The sequence below is a fragment of the Caenimonas soli genome, from assembly GCF_013155545.1.
Classification (GTDB): Bacteria; Pseudomonadota; Gammaproteobacteria; order Burkholderiales; family Burkholderiaceae_C; genus Ramlibacter; species Ramlibacter soli.
Window position 1 is genome coordinate 141,201 of the sequence record NZ_JABJVV010000008.1, and the last position, 15,459, is coordinate 156,659.

A 15,459-nucleotide genomic window follows, 5' to 3' on the forward strand; every position below is an offset into this window, starting at 1 on the left:
CCCAAAGTGCGCCGCCTTGCGCGTTGCTCCAGGCGACCAGTGCCGCTAGCGGACTTGGAACTGACCCTCATCGTCATCGTCATCGCCGGCGCCGCGCTGGCCGGCTTCGTGCAAGGCCTTTCGGGCTTCGGCTTCGGCCTGACCGCGATGTCGCTCTGGGCCTGGACGCTTGAGCCGCAGCTGGCGGCGGCCCTGGCGGTGTTCGGCGGCCTGACCGGACAGATCATTGCCGCGGTCTCGGTGCGGCGCGGCTTCAACCTGGCGCGCCTGCTGCCCTTCGTGCTCGGAGGGCTGGCCGGTCTGCCGGTGGGCATCTACATCCTGCCCCGGCTGGACGTGCCCCTGTTCAAGGGGCTGCTGGGGCTGTTCCTGGTGGTGATGTGCCCGCTCATGTACTTCGCCGCGAGGCTGCCGCGCATCGCGCACGGCGGGCGCGCCGCAGACGCCGTGGCCGGCGCTGCCGGCGGCGTGATGGGCGGCCTGGGCGGCTTCACCGGCGTCGTGCCCACCCTGTGGTGCACCCTGCGCGGCTTCGAGAAGGACGTGCAGCGGGCCGTCATCCAGAACTTCAATCTGGCGATGCTTGCCGTCACATTCTCGAGCTACATCGCCACCGGCATCGTCAAGCGCGAAATGCTTCCGCTCTTCGCGATCGTCGCGCCCGCGATGCTCATCCCCTCACTGCTCGGCGCACGGCTGTACGCGGGCATCAGCGAAACCGGTTTTCGAAAGGTCGTGCTGGGGATGCTCACGGCGTCCGGCGTCGCCCTGCTGGCGGCCGCCTTGCCGGTGCTCGCGGGCCGGTGGTTCGCCGGCTCTTGAAATTGCGGCGGCCGCCGCTAACTCCATATCGCGCGGCTCGAAGGCTGCGCGACGCAACCAGGTGTTTTCTTTGTTAACAGTCAAGGAGAGCTGTGATGATGAACGCATCCTTCAGGCCTGCCGGAGACATCTTCTCGGAGCTGAACCGTTTGCAGGGCGTGCTCGACCAGGTGTTCCGCCCGGCCGAACGGTCCAGCATCCGGAGCTTGGCCGGCGCCGGTTTCCCGGTGATCAACGTGGGCACCACGCCCGACACCATCGAGGTCATGGCCCTGGCGCCCGGACTGGATCCCAACGCCCTGCAATTGACCGTGGACCGCGGGCTCCTGATCGTCGCCGGCGAGCGCAAGAGCGCCGTGCCCGAAGCGGGTGATTCCACCAGCGTCTACGCACAGGAGCGGTTTGCCGGCAACTTCCGGCGCGTGGTGAGCCTGCCCGAGGACGCCGACCCGGCCAAGATCCAGGCCAGCTACCAGGACGGCATTCTCAGGGTGACCGTGGCCAAGCGCGAGTCGTCCAAGCCGCGCCGCATCGAAGTCAGTTGACGTTTCCATGAAAAAGGAGATCGCCATGAATTCGCAAGTCCAGACTACCGAACGCCGGGAGCTCGAGGAACCTGGCCAGCCCTTCGTCGTGCCTCCGGTGGATGTATTCGAAAACGAGTCGGGCATCACCCTGCTGGCCGACCTGCCCGGCGTTTCGCGCGACAGGCTCGGCGTGCGCGTCGACGGGGACAGCCTGCTGATTGAAGCCACTGCCTCCACGGCCGGGCCACAACAGATGCAACTGATCTACGGTGAGGCGCAGTACCCGTCTTACCGGCGCCAGTTCACGCTCAGCCGCGAACTCGACGCTTCACGCATCGAGGCCAGCCTGAAGGACGGTGTGCTCAAGCTCGCCATTCCCAAGCTGGAAGAGGCCAAGCCGCGGCGCATCGACATCCAGGTGAGCTAGGCAGCCAGCGGAAGGCGCACGGCGAAGGTCGCGCCTTGCCCTTCGCCGGCGCTTTCCGCGCGAATCTCACCACCGTGCAGTTCCACCAGATGCCGGGCGATGGCCAGGCCCAGACCCAGGCCGCCTTGCCTGCGCGCGGCTGCCGAGTCTGCCTGGCGGAAACGGTCGAACACATGAGGCAGGAAATCCGGCGGGATTCCTATGCCCGTGTCGGCCACACGGATCTTGGCCCAGCGGTCCACCCGCTGCAGGGAAATCCTGATGTGGCCCTCCTCGGGCGTGAATTTCACGGCATTGGCCAGCAGGTTCACCATGACCTGCTCCAGCCGGCTGGCATCGCCTGAAATCGGACTGGCCGACAGGTCCAGCACCTTGTCGACGCGGATGCGCTTTGCCTCGGCGGCCGGCCGAATGATCTCCGCCGCCGCATCGATGAAGCCGCGCGGCTCCACCAACTGCAGTTCCAGGCGTATCTGGCCGGACGTGATGCGGCTCATGTCCAAGAGGTCCTCGATCAGCTTGGCCTGCAAGTGCACGCTTTGCTCGATCACGTCCAGCCCCCGGTTGAACTCCTCCTCGCCACCACGGCGGCGCAACATGTGGGCCCAGCCCAGGATGGCGCCCAGCGGGCTGCGCAACTCGTGCGAAACGATGGCCAGGAACTCGTCCTTCAGGGCGCTGCTCCGCTCGGCGTCCGCCCGTGCGGCTTCGCACTCCCGCAGCGCCTTGCGTGCTGCGGCAAGCTCTTGTTCGAGTTGCAGGCTCATGGAAGCCTCCGGAGCCACTTCCTTGCAAAATGAGCTCCCACGACACTATGGCCCATGTCATCATGGCGCAAAGCCGCGAGGGAAGCGGCGCGGAGACTGCAGTTGACCCTCAAGGCGTTTGTGGTGGAAGACAACGTGGCCATTCGCGAGAGCTTGATCGAAGCTCTGCGCGAGCTCACTGGGATCGAAACCACGGGCGTGGCCGGCAGCCAGGCGGCTGCGATAGCCTGGCTAACCGACAGTGCCAATGAGTGGGACGTCGCCATCGTGGACCTCATCCTGGAGCCGGGCGGCAGCGGATTCGGCGTCCTGAACGCCTGCCGCGACCGCAAACGGGAGCAAAAGATTTTGGTGCTGACGGCCACCGCCAACCCCGACGTGCGAAAGCAGTGCGAGGCACTGGGCAGTGACGGGGTGTTCGACAAGTCCATTGAGACTGATGCGCTGATCGAGTACTGCCTGACGCTGGCCCAAGCTGCGCGATGACCCGCGGCGCGGGCCCTGTTGTGATTGTGTCGGTGGAAAACCCGTATGTTTGTAGGACGCGACGCCGTCGCGTCGCCCCAAAACGGTGCCCTCGTTGACAGTGTCAATGCAATTGCCGCTGGGTGTGCGAAAATAGATTTACCGCTGGGCTTGCCGTGGCAAAACCGGCGGTCGCACAGGGAGAGTCCGGTCAAAAAGACCGGAGATAACGTGCTTTAGTTTGGGCAACAAGATGAACCACGCCGCGATTCTCGTGGTGGACGACAACCCGGATCACCTTGAACTGACGGTCATGGCGCTGAGCGAGTGCTGCGACCCCCGGGATATCGTAACCGCCACCGATGGCGTCGAAGCGCTGGACTACCTGTTCGGGCGCGGCAGCCATGCCGCACGCGACACCGCCCAGCAGCCACGGCTCATCATTCTCGACATGAAGCTGGTGCGCCTGCACGGCCTGGACGTGCTCAAGGCCGTGCGCAAGGACCCGCGAACCGCAACCATCCCCGTGGTCATGCATTCCTCGTCGACTGAAAAAGGCGATATCGCCGCCTGTTATGCCAATGGCGCCAACAGCTACGTGCGCAAGGCCACCGACTACGACGAGTTGCGTCGCAAGATGAGACAGGTCCACGATTTCTGGATGACCGTCAACGAGCGCTATCGGCCCATCGTCAACTGATCGGCCTCGGCTTGCGCGGCGATCTGCCGCAGGGCCTGCTCGAACACTTCCGGCGGCTGGCCTCCCTGGATCAAGTGACGGTCGTTGACGATGACGGCCGGCACCGCATGGATGCCGTGATCCAGGAAAAACTTCTCGCGCTCCCGCACTTCGGCCGCGAACTCGTCCCCTTGCAGGATTTCGGCGGCGCGCGCCGGGTCGAGCCCGGCCTGCGCCGCGGCATCGACCAGCACCTGCACATCTTCCGGGCTGCGGCCTTCGGTGAAATAGGCCTCGAGCAGCGCCTTCTTGAGCGCGTGCTGGCGATCGGGCGCCATGGTGCCGGCCCAGTGCAGCAACCGGTGCGCGTTGAACGTGTTGTAGATGCGGCCGCGTCCTTCCCTGCGAAATTTGAAACCCACCGCCGCACCACGCTCGCGAATTGCTTCGCGCGCCGCCGCCTGCTGCTCAGGCGTGCTGCCGTACTTCTGCGCCAGGTGCTCGGTGATGTCCTGGCCACCGGGCGGCATCGCGGGATTGAGCTCGAAGGGCTGGAAATGCAGTTCGGCGCGCGCATCGTCTTGCAGCCGCTCCAGGGCCCGTTCCAGAGAGGCCAGGCCTATCGCGCACCAGGGGCACGAAACGTCGGAGACGAAGTCGATCTTGAGGGTTGATGTCATGCGAGGCTGCGGATGAACTCCACCACCAGATTGGAAAATTCGGTCGGCCTTTCGACCGCGCTCAGATGGGCGGCCGGCAGCGTGGCCAGTTCCGCGCCGGAAATGGTGTTGCGGATCACCTCGGCCATCGCCGGCGGCGTGGCCTCGTCGCGGGTACCCGCGATGACCAGAGTGGGACACGCGATGCGCGGATTGGTGCCGCAGAACTCGATGCGCGAGACGGCCTCGCAGCTGGCCACGTAGGCTTGGGGATCGGTCGCCACCAGCACCGCCCGCAGTGCGGCGACCCGCTGCGCGCCTTCAGGGTCCGCCCGGAACTCGGGTGTGAACCAGCGCTGCATCGCCCCATCGGCGATGGCTTCCATGCCCTGGCTGAGCACGGTATCGATGCGCGTCTTCCACAGGGCGCGGGCAGCCTCGTCGTAGTAGCTGGACGAATTGGCCACCACGATGCTGGTAACGAGCTGCGGATGGCGCACGGCGAGCTGCTGCGCGACCATTCCGCCCATGGACAGGCCGACGAAGTGAACCTCGCCCGATGCATGCTCGTCGATCAGGGCGGCCGCATCGTCCGCCATGGCCTCGATGCTGTAGGGGCCGGGCACGACTTCGGATTTGCCGTGGCCGCGGTGGTCGTAGCGCAGGACGGTGTATCCCGGAGCCAGCTGCGCCGCCACCTGGTCCCACATGCGCAGGTCGCAGCCCAGCGCATGGCTCAGCACGATGGTGGGGCCGCGGCCCTCCTTGACGAAATTCAGTTGTGGCATCGCGGTTTTATACAGCTTTTGGCGGAAGCATGCCTTTTTCGCGCAGGATTTCCGCCGCCACCCCGAAGGCATGGTTCGCAGTGGGCACGCCGCAGTAGATGGCGGACATGAGGATGACCTCCTTGATCTCGTCGGGGGTCAGCCGCGATTCGGGCGGTCCGTCCAGCGCCGCCCGCACGTGCATAGCGAACTCTTCATAGCTCTTGATGCCCAGCATCATCGACAACACCATCAGCCGGCGGGCCTTGTCGCCCAAAGCTTCGCGGCCCCAGATCTCGTTCCAGGCGTAGCGTGTGATCAGGTCCTGGAACTCGGCGTTGAATTCATTGGTATTGCGCTGCGCCTTGTCCACCCAGGCATCGCCCAGCACCCGGCGGCGGTTGGCCATGCCGCTGTCCTTGTCGCTCTTGCGGTCGCTCATGCCATCTCCTTCAGTTGTGCGCGCAGCGCCGCCACCTGGGCGCGCGCGAGGCCGGCCGCATGATCGGCCAGCGCCGGATCGAACCATTCCTGTGCAGCCTGCGGCGGCAGCTCGGCGCGCAGCCGCTCCAGGTTGACCAGCATCCGGTCGGTATCGACCTGCAGCCCAGGCAAGGCCTGCGCCAACGCCCGTACGCTGCCATGGGCCGCCGACCACAGTAGCGGCCACTCCGCCAATTCGGCCTGCCAGGCACCGAGCGCGCGCTCATGTTCCTGCGGCATCGCGGCCAGCAAGGCGGCCACATGGTGCGGCACGCGGTGCGCGGCAGCCAGCGCGACCATCGCGGCGACGGGGTTGCGCTTGTGCGGCATGGCCGAAGATCCGCCCCGTCCCAGCTCGGACGGCTCGCTGACCTCGCCCACCTCCCATTGGCCCAGCAGCGACAAGTCCTTGGCGATCTTGCCGAGGCTGCCCACCATCAGCCCCAAGTCGCAGGCCAGCGCCACCCAGGCATCGCGCTGCGTATGCCAGGCCGCGGACGGCGCCGCCAAGCCCAGCTCTTTCGCGACGAGGCGCGCGACCTCCGGGCCCTTGCCTTGCATCTGGGCCTGGGTTCCCACGGCTCCGCCCAGCTGCACTGCCAGCGCCTGGGCGGCGGTGGTACGCAGGCGGCCTCGGCAGCGCACCAGTGGCGCCGCCCATTGCGCGCATTTCCAGCCGAAGCTGGTGACCGATGCGGGCTGCGCCAGAGTGCGTGCCAGCATCGGAGCGCCGGCGTGCCGTTCGGCGAGCGCCAGCAACGCCTCGATCGCACGATCCAGGTCCACCTCCACCAGTTCCAGCACGCCGCGCGTGACGAGTGCATTGGCGCTGTCGATGACGTCCTGGCTGGTGCTGCCGAAATGCACGAACGCCAGCGCCTGGGGGTCTGCCTGCGCGACCAGTTCCTTCAGCGCCTTGACGAGGGGGATGGCGACACTGCCGGCACGCGCGCTGTCCCGGGCGATGGCCTGCACATCGAATCGCTCCAGGGCGCAGCAGCCGGCGATGGCATCGGCGGCTGTCTTGGGGACGAGGCCGCAAGCGGCCTGCGCGCGCGCCAGGGCGGCCTCGAAACGCAGCATGGCCGCCACGAAACCACGCTCGGCGAACGCGTCCAGCGCCTCGGGGGTGGAAAGAAAGCTCTCGAAGATGCTGGCCATGCGCCGGTTATAAACCTTTTGCCGTTCGGTTCGCGAACGGCGCTCTGCTATGGTCTGGGCTGGCCCATTTCCTTGCGCAAGGGGACGCGACCGGATGCACTCCATCGACTTCATCCAGGACCTGGCGGTGATCATGCTGATCGCGGGCCTGGTCACCATCCTCTTCCACAGGCTCAAGCAACCGGTGGTGCTTGGCTACATCCTCGCCGGGGTCATCATCGGTCCGCACACGCCGCCGTTCGCCCTGATCCGCGACGAGCACACCATCCGTACGCTGTCCGAGCTGGGCGTGGTCTTCCTGTTGTTCTCCCTGGGCCTGGAGTTCAGCCTGCGCAAGCTCGCCCGCGTGGGCATGACGGCGCTGGTGGCGGCGGTGACCGAGATTGCCGTGATGCTGGCCATCGGCTGGGGGCTGGGCCGCTGGTTCGGCTGGAGCCAGATGGATTCGATATTCCTGGGCGCGATCCTGTCCATCTCGTCGACCACCATCATCGTCAAGGCCCTCTCCGAGCTCAAGCTCAAGAACGAGCGTTTCGCCCAGCTTATTTTCGGCATCCTGATCGTCGAGGACATCCTGGCCATCGCGCTGATCGCGCTGCTTTCGGCGCTGGCGACGACCGGCCAGGTCGATACACCCGAGGTCTTCGCCACGCTGGGCAAGCTGTCCCTTTTCATGGTGGTGGCGCTGGTTCTGGGCATCCTCATCGTGCCTCGCCTGCTCGACTATGCGGCGCGCTTCGACAGCCCGGAGATGCTGCTGATCACGGTACTGGGCCTGTGCTTCGGCTTTTGCCTGCTGGTGGTGAAGCTCGACTACAGCATCGCGCTTGGCGCGTTCGTCATAGGCGCGGTGATGGCCGAATCGCGCCAGCTCAAGCTGATAGAGCAGCTGACCGAACCCTTGCGCGACATGTTCAGCGCCATCTTCTTCGTGTCGATCGGGCTGCTGCTCGACCCGGCGGTGCTGGTGCGCTACGCCGGACCGATCGCCCTGATCACGGCTTGCGTGGTGATCGGCAAAGTCATCGCCTGCGCCGGCGGCAGCTACATCGCCGGCAACGACGGCCGCACATCGATGAAGGTGGGCATGGGAATGGCCCAGATCGGCGAGTTCTCGTTCATCATCGCGTCGCTGGGCCTGACGTTGAAAGTCACCAGCGATTTCCTCTACCCGGTCGCGGTAGCGGTTTCGGTCATCACCACCCTGCTCACGCCGTACCTGATTCGCCTGTCCGACCCGCTCACGGCACGGGGCGCCAATCTGATTCCCCCGCGCCTGCTGCGCTGGGTCGAGCGCTACCCCGCCTGGCTGGCGCGCCTGCAGCGCCCCGGGCAGGCCGCCGAGTTGCGCAGCATCGTACTGAAGATCCTGCTGCAAGTGCTGATCAACTTCGCCCTGGTGGCCGCTGTCTTCATTGCCGGAGCCTACCTGGTGGGCGAGGCGAGCGACCTGATCATGGCGTCCGCGACCGACCCGCGCCTGCCCCACACCTTGGCCTGGAGCTGCGCCTTGTTGATCTCGCTGCCCTTCCTGATCGCCGCCTACCGCAAGCTGAAGGCGCTGGCCATGCTCCTGGCCGAGCTGCTGGCCCCGCCGGGCGGCGCAGGTTCGTGGCTGCCCGCCTTCCTTTCCGAGGCCATCCCGGTCGTCACGGTAGCCGGCATCCTGGCGCTGGTGGCTGCGCTCAGCGCCAGCATCCTGCCGCCTTGGGAGTGGTTGCTGATCATCCTCGCTGCTGCCGGCGCGGTGTCGGCATTGCTATGGAAATGGTTCGTGCGCCTGCACACGAAGCTGCAGATCGCTTTGCTGGACACCTTGGGCGCGGAGGGCGACCACCGCTGACGGGACCACCCCCCGTATCAGATTCCCCCCACCGACCCGGTGATCGGCAGCACGATGCCCGTGATGTAGCTGGAGCAGACCGGTGAGGCCAGGAACACATAAGCCGGCGACAGCTCCTCCGGCTGGGCCGGCCGCTTCATGTCCGTGTGCTTGCCGAAATCCTTGATCTTCTCCGGCTCCTTGTCGGCGGGGTTCAGCGGCGTCCACACCGGTCCGGGCGCGATGGCGTTGACGCGGACCCCCTTGTCGATGAGATTGCTGGCCAGCGACATGGTGAAGGCGTGGATCGCGCCTTTGGTGGCCGAGTAGTCCAGCAACTCGCCGCTGCCGCGCAAGCCCACCACCGAGCCGCTATTGATGATGCAAGAGCCTTTCTTGAGGTGGGGGATGGCCGCGCGCGCCATGTAGAAGTAGCCGAAGATGTTGGTCTTGAAGGTTTCCTCCAGTCGTTCGTCCGTCACGTCCTCCAGCGACTGCGCGTGCAGCTGGAACGCCGCGTTGTTGACAAGGATGTCGAGGCGGTCGAATTGCGTGACCGTCTTTTCGACCGCGTCGCGGCAGAACTTCGAATCCTTCACGTCACCCGGAATCAGCAGGCACTCCCGCCCTTCCTTTTCCACATGGCGCTTGGTCTCTTCGGCGTCTTCATGGGCATTGAGATAGACGATGGCAACGTCGGCGCCTTCGCGCGCGTAAAGCACAGCCACAGCCCTGCCGATGCCTGAGTCGCCGCCCGTGATGAGCGCGACCATGCCCTTGAGCTTGCCGCTGCCGCGGTAGTCGGGCGCGTAGAACTGGGGCTTGAGCTCCATCTGCGCTTCGATGCCGGGCTTTTCCAGGTGCTGGTCGGGAAGCGGGGGCTCGGGCTGTCGGCGGGGGCCCGCCTGCACCGCCTTTTGCGGCTTTTCACTGCCCCGCTTGGATTTGGTTTGGTCCTTGCGATCCTGTTCGCGCTGCAGTTCGCGCTGCTTGTCCCCAGGATCCTCGCTGCCGGGGCCGCGTGGCGCGTTCTTGGCGGTCGGTTTGGCCATCAGGCTGCTCCTTCTCGTGGCAAAAAAAGCCACTATGGCGCGAGCAGCCGGTGCGCGCTGTCGAAAGACCTGCGCGCACCCCGTAGGACGGGGATTACACCGAATCGCCGGCGGTCGTCGGAGGCAGATTCTGGCTCAGGTATCTTCGAATGTCCGGTACCTGGTGCCCGGCGTGGTGGACAGCGTGGCGCAACTGGTCGATGCTGACATTGAAAATCCGGCACCAGTAAGCCACCTCCATTCCCTGGGTCAGGTCGACGCGCTGCACCGAGGCGGAATTCGAGGAATCGTCCATGAGAAGCCTCCTTGTCGGGTAGCCATTGAGACCCGCTGTACAGCGGGGAGTTCCTTCATCTGGTGAGCTGCTGAAGGCGCTCCGGATCCACCGGCTTGGTCCAATGGTCGTCGAAACCGGCTTGCGCGGCAAGCCGTCTGTCTTGCTCCTGCCCCCATCCGGTCAACGCGATCAGCCTGGGTTGGCGCACCCCCTCCAGCGCGCGAATCCGCCGCGCCGCTTCGTAGCCGTTGATGTCGGGCAAGCCAATGTCCAGCAGCACGACATCCGGGGCGAACTGGACCACCGTTTCTACGGCCGATTCACCGTCGTGCGCGACGGAAATCTCGCTGCCGAGCATCTGCAACAGTTCGGCCAGCGTGTCTGCCGCATCCTGGTTGTCATCGACCACCAGGATACGGCGGCCCCGCCCGGGCTCCGCTTGCATCTAGAGAAACGACGAGGCGATCGGCGCCATGGGCGGGTTGACGTCGCCGTTTTGCGCCCGCTGGCGCAGTGCATGTTCCATCACCACCAGGGCCAGCATGGCCTCGGCGATCGGGGTGGCGCGGATACCCACGCACGGGTCGTGCCGCCCCTTGGTGACCACTTCGGTCGCCTCGCCCTTGAGGTTGATGGTCTCGCGCGGGCTGATGATGGAGCTGGTGGGCTTGATGGCGATCGACACCTCCAGGTCCTGCCCGGTGCTGATGCCCCCCAACACGCCGCCGGCGTTGTTGGTCTTGAAACCTTGGGGAGTGGGCGAATCACCGTGGGTGGTGCCGCGCTGGGTAACGCTGGCGAAACCGGCGCCGATTTCCACGCCTTTGACGGCGTTGATGCCCATCATCGCGTAGGCGATGTCGGCATCCAGCTTATCGAACAAGGGCTCGCCCAGGCCCACCGGGACGCCGTAGGCGGTGACGCGGATGCGTGCACCGCAGGAGTCGCCGGCCTTGCGCAGGCTGTCCATGTAGCTTTCCAGCGCGGCGACGTCGGCGACCGGCGCGAAAAACGGATTGCGGGATACGTGGTCCCAGCTCTCGAAGGCAATGGGGAGATCACCGATCTGCTGCATGCAGCCCCGGAACACCGTGCCGTACTTCTGCCCCAGCCACTTCTTGGCCACGGCGCCGGCGGCGACCATGGGCGCCGTAAGCCGCGCCGAGGCCCGGCCACCGCCGCGCGGATCGCGCAGGCCGTACTTCTGCAGGTAGGTGTAGTCCGCGTGGCCCGGGCGGAAAGTCTGGGCGATCTCGGAATAGTCCTTGCTGCGCTGATCGGTGTTGCGGATCAGCAGGCAGATCGGGGTGCCGGTCGTCCGGCCTTCGTACACGCCGGAAAGAATCTCGACCTTGTCTTCTTCCTGGCGCTGGGTAACGTGGCGGCTGGTGCCGGGGCGGCGCCGGTCGAGGTCGGTCTGGATGTCGGCTTCCGACAGGCTCATGCCCGGCGGGCAGCCATCGATCACGCAGCCGATAGCCGGCCCGTGCGATTCGCCGAAATTGGTGACCGCGAAAAGGGTTCCGAAGGTGTTGCCGCTCATGGCCGGGATTATCCCAGAGCGGCTGGGTCGCTCTAGAGTTGGGCGCCGGGTTGCTCTTCGCCGCCCGGCCAGTCGCGAATGTAGGCCTTGAGCATGCGGTTCTCGAAGTTCTGGCTGTCCACCACGGCCTTGGCGACGTCGTAGAAGCTGATCACGCCCATCAGCATGCGCCGTTCCATCACCGGCATGTAGCGGGCGTGCCGCTCCAGCATCATGCGGCGCACTTCGTCGAGTTCGGTTTCGGAGGTGCAGGTCAGCGGATGGTCGTCCATCGCGCCGCGAACCAGCGCGTTGCCCACGGCGCCGCCACTCTTGACGATGCACAGGATCACTTCGCGGAAAGTCAGCATGCCCACGAGGTCGCCATGGTCCATGACCACCAGCGAACCGATGTCCTTGTCGGCCATGATCTCGATGGCGCGAGCCAGGGGCTCTTCGGGCGTGACGGTGTAGAGTGTGTTTCCCTTGACGCGCAGGATGTCGCTGACTTTCATGTGCTCTCCTCTATGGCACCGGTGACCTGCCGGTTCACCCAATATAGCCCACAATCCAGGGCAGTTCCATAGAGGCAATTTCCAGGAGACATCCCGATGCCCGGTTACTCCGATCCCGGCTTTGACACCCTGGCGCTGCACGCCGGCGCCTCCCCCGACCCCGCCACCGGGGCGCGCGCCGTACCGATCCACCTGACGACCTCCTTTGTGTTCGAGTCCAGCGACCACGCCGCGGCGCTGTTCAACCTGGAGCGCTCGGGCCACGTGTACTCACGCATCAGCAATCCCACCAACGCGGTGCTGGAGCAGCGGGTCGCCGCGCTCGAGGGCGGGATCGGCGCCATCGCCACGGCCAGCGGCCAGGCGGCCCTGCACCTGAGTATCGCGACCCTGATGGGCGCGGGCTCGCACATCGTGGCCAGCACCGCCTTGTACGGCGGGTCGCAAAACCTGCTGCACTACACGATGCGGCGCTTCGGCATAGACACCACGTTCGTCAAGCCGGGCGATATCGATGGCTGGCGCGCCGCGATCCGGCCCGAGACGAAACTGCTGTTCGGGGAAACCGTCGGCAACCCCGGCCTGGACGTGCTGGACATCCCGCAAGTTGCGGCCATCGCGCACGAGGCCAACGTACCCCTGCTCGTCGATTCCACTCTTACCTCCCCTTACCTGATGAGGCCGCTGGAACTCGGCGCCGACCTGATTTACCACTCGGCCACCAAATTCCTCTCGGGCCACGGCACGGTGATCGGCGGCGTGGTGGTCGACGGCGGCAGCTTCGACTGGGAACGCTCGGGCAAATTCGCCGAGCTCACGGCGCCCTACGAGGGCTTCCACAACATGGTGTTCAGCGAGGAATCGACCGTGGGCGCGTTCCTGCTGCGCGCGCGCCGCGAAGGCCTGCGCGATTTCGGCGCCTGCATGAGCCCGCACACCGCCTGGCTGATCCTGCAAGGCATAGAGACACTGCCGCTTCGCATGGAGCGCCATATGAGCAACACGCGCAAGATCGTGGAGTTCCTGGCGGCCCACCCGTTCGTGGCGGGCGTCGGCCATCCGATGCTGGAATCGCATCCCAGCCACGCGCTGGCGCAGAAGCTGCTGCCCAAAGGCGCCGGTTCGGTCTTCAGCTTCGACATGAAGGGCAACCGCGAGCAGGGCAAGCAGTTCATCGAGGCGCTCAAGGTCTTCAGCCACCTGGCCAACGTCGGCGACTGCCGGTCGCTCGTGATCCATCCTGCCAGCACCACGCATTTCCGCATGACCGACGAAGCGCTGGCCAACGCTGGCATCACCCAGGGCACGATACGGCTGTCGATCGGCCTGGAGGATCCCGATGACCTCATCGACGACCTCAAGCGCGCGCTGAAGGCCGCGCAGAAGGCTTAGGAGTCGCCATGTATCTTCAAGTCAACGGCCACAAGACCTTTTGCTACACGGGCGGCAAGCCCTTCGATGCGTCCAAGCCTTGCGCGGTCTTCATCCACGGCGTTCTCAACGACCACAGCGTCTGGATCCTGCAGACCCGCTACATGGCGCACCACGGCTGGAACGTGCTGGCCGTGGACCTGCCGGGCCATTGCAAGAGCGAAGGCGAGGCGCCCGCCTCGGTGGAAGATGCCGCAGGCTTCATCGCCGCCCTGCTCGATGCCGCCGGCGTGGCCCGCGCCGCGCTGGTGGGTCACAGCTGGGGCTCGCTGATCGCGCTGGAGGCGGCCTCGCGGCTGAAGGAGCGTGTGACGCATCTGGTGATGGTCGGAACCGCCTATCCGATGAAGGTTTCCGCGGCGCTGCTCGAGGCCTCGCTGCATGAGCCCATGAAGGCGCTGCAGATGATCAGCGTGTTTTCGCGCAGCACGCTCGCCGCGCCGCCTTCTGCGATGGGGCCGGGGACCTGGGTCTATGGCGCGGGCATGGCGCTGGGCCGAAGGGTGCTGGCCAGCAATCCCCGCGTCAACGTTTTCCATCGCGGCTTCAAGGCCTGCGACAGCTACGCGGGCGGCGAGGCGGCGATGGCGGCGATCACCTGCCCGGTGCTTTTCGTGCTCGGCGCGCAGGACCAGATGACGTTGCCGAAGGCAGCGCAGCTGTTGATCGGCAAAGCAAAGGACAGCGGCAAATCCCTCCAGGTCGTCAGCCTTCCGGTAGGCCACAACCAGATGTCGGAAGCGCCCGACGGCACGCTGTTCGCCATCCGCGACTTCCTCAAGACATGACGCCGGCGATGATCCCCGAACGGGCGCGAGAAATCGCCGCCGGCTTCGATCTGCGCGCGCTCCCGCCCGACTTCTACGCCAACCCGTATCCGGTGTACGCCCTGTTGCGCGAAACCGAGCCCGTCAAGCGCATGCCCGACGGCTCGTACTTTCTCACGCGGTATGCCGATCTCGTGAACGTCTACCGCGACGCGCATGCATTCAGCTCCGACAAGAAAGTGGAGTTCACGCCGAAGTACGGCGCCGGCTCGGCGCTGCTGGAGCACCACACGACCAGCCTGGTGTTCAACGACCCGCCCCTGCACACACGGGTGCGCAAGCTCATCATGGGGGCCCTGACGCGCCGGGCGATCGCCGACATGGAACCGGGCCTCATCACCTTGGTCGACAGCCTGCTGGACCGAATCGCAGCCCAGGGTGGTGGCGACCTGATCGAGGACTTTTCCAGCGCGATTCCCGTTGAGATCATCGGCAACCTGCTGGGCGTTCCCCATGCCGATCGCGGGCCCCTGCGTGCCTGGTCGCTGGCCATCCTGGGCGCGCTGGAGCCCAAGCTCACAGCGGAGCAGGAGGCACTGGGCAATCGCAGCGTGAGCGAGTTCACCGCCTATCTCACGACCTTGGTGGCCGATCGGCGGCAACACCCGGGCGACCCCGAGCACGACGTGCTGACGCGCTTGATCCAAGGCGAGGCCGCCGGGGAAAAGCTCAGCGAAACCGAGCTGCTGCAAAACTGCGTATTCATCCTCAACGCCGGCCACGAAACCACCACCAACCTGATCGGCAATGCGCTGGTGGCCCTGCAGGAGTGGCCGGCGGAAAAAGCAGCCCTGCTCGCGCGCATGCAGCGCCTGGCACCGGATCACGACGCGCTGGAAGCCACCCTGAGCGCCGCCGTCGATGAATTCCTGCGCTTCGAATCGTCCAACCAGCTCGGCAACCGCCGCGCCCTGCGCGCATGCCAGGTGGGCGGCGTGCCACTCGAGGAAGGCGCGCTGGTGACCCTGTGCATAGGCGCCGCCAATCGCGACCCGGCGCAGTTCGCCAACCCGGACGTACTCGATCTCACGCGCGAGAACAACCGGCACCTGGCCTTCGGCTTCGGCATCCACCAGTGCGCGGGCCTGAGCCTGGCGCGGCTCGAGGGCCGTATCGCGATCAGCCGCTTCCTCGCCCGCTTTCCCGGCTACCGCCTCACGGCTTCACCGGTACGCGGCGGGCGGGCGCGCTTTCGCGGCTTCCTGCATGCGGCGTTCGCGGTCGCCTAAAAAATCAGATTCAGCGGGATTTCGCGA

Annotated in this window: 19 protein-coding genes; 9 read left to right on the forward strand and 10 right to left on the reverse strand. The window is 65.9% G+C overall.

Annotation, left to right across the window (positions count from 1 at the left end; translation table 11 throughout):
- The first annotated feature begins 54 nt into the window (after positions 1 to 54).
- The 3 genes from HNE04_RS14175 (at position 55) to HNE04_RS14185 (ending at position 1,776) form a co-directional block, all read left to right on the forward strand.
- On the forward strand, positions 55 to 822 hold the full coding sequence (locus HNE04_RS14175) for a sulfite exporter TauE/SafE family protein (RefSeq protein WP_172220038.1): 768 nt from the start codon (positions 55 to 57) through the stop codon (positions 820 to 822).
- A 95-nt stretch (positions 823 to 917) separates the two neighbouring features.
- Positions 918 to 1,367 (forward strand): Hsp20/alpha crystallin family protein, encoded by a 450-nt coding sequence (locus tag HNE04_RS14180; protein ID WP_172220041.1) that lies wholly within the window; start codon positions 918 to 920, stop codon positions 1,365 to 1,367.
- Between the two features lie 25 nt (positions 1,368 to 1,392).
- Complete coding sequence (locus HNE04_RS14185; protein ID WP_172220044.1) at positions 1,393 to 1,776, forward strand: Hsp20/alpha crystallin family protein; 384 nt, start codon at positions 1,393 to 1,395, stop codon at positions 1,774 to 1,776.
- Here HNE04_RS14185 and HNE04_RS14190 read toward each other — a convergent pair.
- Positions 1,773 to 2,543, reverse strand: coding sequence for a sensor histidine kinase (locus HNE04_RS14190; protein ID WP_172220047.1), 771 nt, complete (start codon positions 2,541 to 2,543; stop codon positions 1,773 to 1,775). The two genes, HNE04_RS14185 and HNE04_RS14190, sit on opposite strands and share 4 nt — an antisense overlap.
- A gap of 102 nt (positions 2,544 to 2,645) precedes the next feature.
- Here HNE04_RS14190 and HNE04_RS14195 point away from each other — a divergent pair, with 102 nt between their 5' ends.
- Positions 2,646 to 3,029 (forward strand): response regulator, encoded by a 384-nt coding sequence (locus HNE04_RS14195; protein WP_172220438.1) that lies wholly within the window; start codon positions 2,646 to 2,648, stop codon positions 3,027 to 3,029.
- 232 nt (positions 3,030 to 3,261) lie between these two features.
- Complete coding sequence (locus tag HNE04_RS14200; RefSeq protein ID WP_172220050.1) at positions 3,262 to 3,708, forward strand: response regulator; 447 nt, start codon at positions 3,262 to 3,264, stop codon at positions 3,706 to 3,708.
- Here the strand turns inward: HNE04_RS14200 and HNE04_RS14205 are convergent.
- Genes HNE04_RS14205 through HNE04_RS14220 form a run of 4 tightly spaced genes read right to left on the reverse strand, consistent with a single transcriptional unit; the run spans position 3,687 to position 6,757 of the window.
- Positions 3,687 to 4,367, reverse strand: coding sequence for a DsbA family oxidoreductase (locus HNE04_RS14205; RefSeq protein WP_172220053.1), 681 nt, complete (start codon positions 4,365 to 4,367; stop codon positions 3,687 to 3,689). The genes HNE04_RS14200 and HNE04_RS14205 overlap by 22 nt on opposite strands.
- Entirely contained in the window at positions 4,364 to 5,134 is a 771-nt protein-coding gene (pcaD, locus tag HNE04_RS14210; protein WP_172220056.1) for a 3-oxoadipate enol-lactonase, read from the reverse strand. The genes HNE04_RS14205 and pcaD overlap by 4 nt, the downstream gene beginning before the upstream one ends.
- A gap of 7 nt (positions 5,135 to 5,141) precedes the next feature.
- On the reverse strand, positions 5,142 to 5,555 hold the full coding sequence (locus HNE04_RS14215; protein WP_172220059.1) for a carboxymuconolactone decarboxylase family protein: 414 nt from the start codon (positions 5,553 to 5,555) through the stop codon (positions 5,142 to 5,144).
- Complete coding sequence (locus HNE04_RS14220) at positions 5,552 to 6,757, reverse strand: lyase family protein (RefSeq protein ID WP_172220062.1); 1,206 nt, start codon at positions 6,755 to 6,757, stop codon at positions 5,552 to 5,554. The genes HNE04_RS14215 and HNE04_RS14220 overlap by 4 nt, the downstream gene beginning before the upstream one ends.
- 94 nt (positions 6,758 to 6,851) lie before the next feature.
- Here HNE04_RS14220 and HNE04_RS14225 point away from each other — a divergent pair, with 94 nt between their 5' ends.
- Complete coding sequence (locus HNE04_RS14225; protein WP_172220065.1) at positions 6,852 to 8,600, forward strand: cation:proton antiporter; 1,749 nt, start codon at positions 6,852 to 6,854, stop codon at positions 8,598 to 8,600.
- A 17-nt stretch (positions 8,601 to 8,617) separates the two neighbouring features.
- Here HNE04_RS14225 and HNE04_RS14230 read toward each other — a convergent pair whose 3' ends face one another.
- The 5 genes from HNE04_RS14230 to HNE04_RS14250 all read right to left on the reverse strand — a co-directional run bounded on the left by HNE04_RS14230 (position 8,618) and on the right by HNE04_RS14250 (position 11,945).
- On the reverse strand, positions 8,618 to 9,631 hold the full coding sequence (locus tag HNE04_RS14230) for an SDR family oxidoreductase (RefSeq protein WP_172220068.1): 1,014 nt from the start codon (positions 9,629 to 9,631) through the stop codon (positions 8,618 to 8,620).
- 94 nt (positions 9,632 to 9,725) lie between these two features.
- The gene (locus HNE04_RS14235; protein ID WP_172220071.1) at positions 9,726 to 9,926 is read right to left on the reverse strand and encodes a DUF3606 domain-containing protein; all 201 of its coding nucleotides are present in this window, start codon (positions 9,924 to 9,926) and stop codon (positions 9,726 to 9,728) included.
- Between the two features lie 55 nt (positions 9,927 to 9,981).
- Positions 9,982 to 10,317 carry a response regulator gene (locus HNE04_RS14240; protein ID WP_172220074.1) on the reverse strand — a complete coding sequence of 112 codons (336 nt, stop codon included), beginning with the start codon at positions 10,315 to 10,317 and terminating at the stop codon, positions 9,982 to 9,984.
- A 36-nt stretch (positions 10,318 to 10,353) separates the two neighbouring features.
- The gene (gene aroC / locus HNE04_RS14245; protein ID WP_172220077.1) at positions 10,354 to 11,451 is read right to left on the reverse strand and encodes a chorismate synthase; all 1,098 of its coding nucleotides are present in this window, start codon (positions 11,449 to 11,451) and stop codon (positions 10,354 to 10,356) included.
- Between the two features lie 32 nt (positions 11,452 to 11,483).
- A complete protein-coding gene (locus tag HNE04_RS14250) occupies positions 11,484 to 11,945 on the reverse strand; it encodes a CBS domain-containing protein (RefSeq protein ID WP_172220080.1) in 462 nt (153 codons plus the stop codon).
- Between the two features lie 96 nt (positions 11,946 to 12,041).
- On the opposite strand from HNE04_RS14250, the gene HNE04_RS14255 reads away from it, so the two are divergent.
- The 3 genes from HNE04_RS14255 to HNE04_RS14265 are packed head-to-tail and all read left to right on the forward strand — an operon-like array spanning position 12,042 to position 15,432.
- Positions 12,042 to 13,337 carry an O-acetylhomoserine aminocarboxypropyltransferase gene (locus tag HNE04_RS14255; RefSeq protein WP_172220083.1) on the forward strand — a complete coding sequence of 432 codons (1,296 nt, stop codon included), beginning with the start codon at positions 12,042 to 12,044 and terminating at the stop codon, positions 13,335 to 13,337.
- Between the two features lie 8 nt (positions 13,338 to 13,345).
- Positions 13,346 to 14,164, forward strand: a complete 819-nt coding sequence (locus HNE04_RS14260; RefSeq protein ID WP_172220086.1) for an alpha/beta fold hydrolase — start codon at positions 13,346 to 13,348, stop codon at positions 14,162 to 14,164.
- Positions 14,161 to 15,432, forward strand: coding sequence for a cytochrome P450 (locus HNE04_RS14265; protein ID WP_172220089.1), 1,272 nt, complete (start codon positions 14,161 to 14,163; stop codon positions 15,430 to 15,432). Before HNE04_RS14260 ends, HNE04_RS14265 begins: the two co-directional genes overlap by 4 nt.
- Positions 15,433 to 15,459: the final 27 nt, after the last annotated feature.

What these genes read in the sequence shown, in the direction of transcription:
- HNE04_RS14260 (WP_172220086.1), top strand. Translation starts at nt 13,346, where the DNA reads ATGTATCTTCAAGTCAACGGCCACAAGACCTTTTGCTACACGGGCGGC.
- HNE04_RS14215 (WP_172220059.1), bottom strand. Translation starts at nt 5,555, where the DNA reads ATGAGCGACCGCAAGAGCGACAAGGACAGCGGCATGGCCAACCGCCGC.
- HNE04_RS14205 (WP_172220053.1), bottom strand. Translation starts at nt 4,367, where the DNA reads ATGACATCAACCCTCAAGATCGACTTCGTCTCCGACGTTTCGTGCCCC.
- HNE04_RS14255 (WP_172220083.1), top strand. Translation starts at nt 12,042, where the DNA reads ATGCCCGGTTACTCCGATCCCGGCTTTGACACCCTGGCGCTGCACGCC.
- HNE04_RS14200 (WP_172220050.1), top strand. Translation starts at nt 3,262, where the DNA reads ATGAACCACGCCGCGATTCTCGTGGTGGACGACAACCCGGATCACCTT.
- HNE04_RS14225 (WP_172220065.1), top strand. Translation starts at nt 6,852, where the DNA reads ATGCACTCCATCGACTTCATCCAGGACCTGGCGGTGATCATGCTGATC.
- HNE04_RS14185 (WP_172220044.1), top strand. Translation starts at nt 1,393, where the DNA reads ATGAATTCGCAAGTCCAGACTACCGAACGCCGGGAGCTCGAGGAACCT.
- pcaD (WP_172220056.1), bottom strand. Translation starts at nt 5,134, where the DNA reads ATGCCACAACTGAATTTCGTCAAGGAGGGCCGCGGCCCCACCATCGTG.
- HNE04_RS14190 (WP_172220047.1), bottom strand. Translation starts at nt 2,543, where the DNA reads ATGAGCCTGCAACTCGAACAAGAGCTTGCCGCAGCACGCAAGGCGCTG.
- HNE04_RS14265 (WP_172220089.1), top strand. Translation starts at nt 14,161, where the DNA reads ATGACGCCGGCGATGATCCCCGAACGGGCGCGAGAAATCGCCGCCGGC.
- HNE04_RS14220 (WP_172220062.1), bottom strand. Translation starts at nt 6,757, where the DNA reads ATGGCCAGCATCTTCGAGAGCTTTCTTTCCACCCCCGAGGCGCTGGAC.
- aroC (WP_172220077.1), bottom strand. Translation starts at nt 11,451, where the DNA reads ATGAGCGGCAACACCTTCGGAACCCTTTTCGCGGTCACCAATTTCGGC.
- HNE04_RS14180 (WP_172220041.1), top strand. Translation starts at nt 918, where the DNA reads ATGATGAACGCATCCTTCAGGCCTGCCGGAGACATCTTCTCGGAGCTG.
- HNE04_RS14250 (WP_172220080.1), bottom strand. Translation starts at nt 11,945, where the DNA reads ATGAAAGTCAGCGACATCCTGCGCGTCAAGGGAAACACACTCTACACC.
- HNE04_RS14230 (WP_172220068.1), bottom strand. Translation starts at nt 9,631, where the DNA reads ATGGCCAAACCGACCGCCAAGAACGCGCCACGCGGCCCCGGCAGCGAG.
- HNE04_RS14235 (WP_172220071.1), bottom strand. Translation starts at nt 9,926, where the DNA reads ATGGACGATTCCTCGAATTCCGCCTCGGTGCAGCGCGTCGACCTGACC.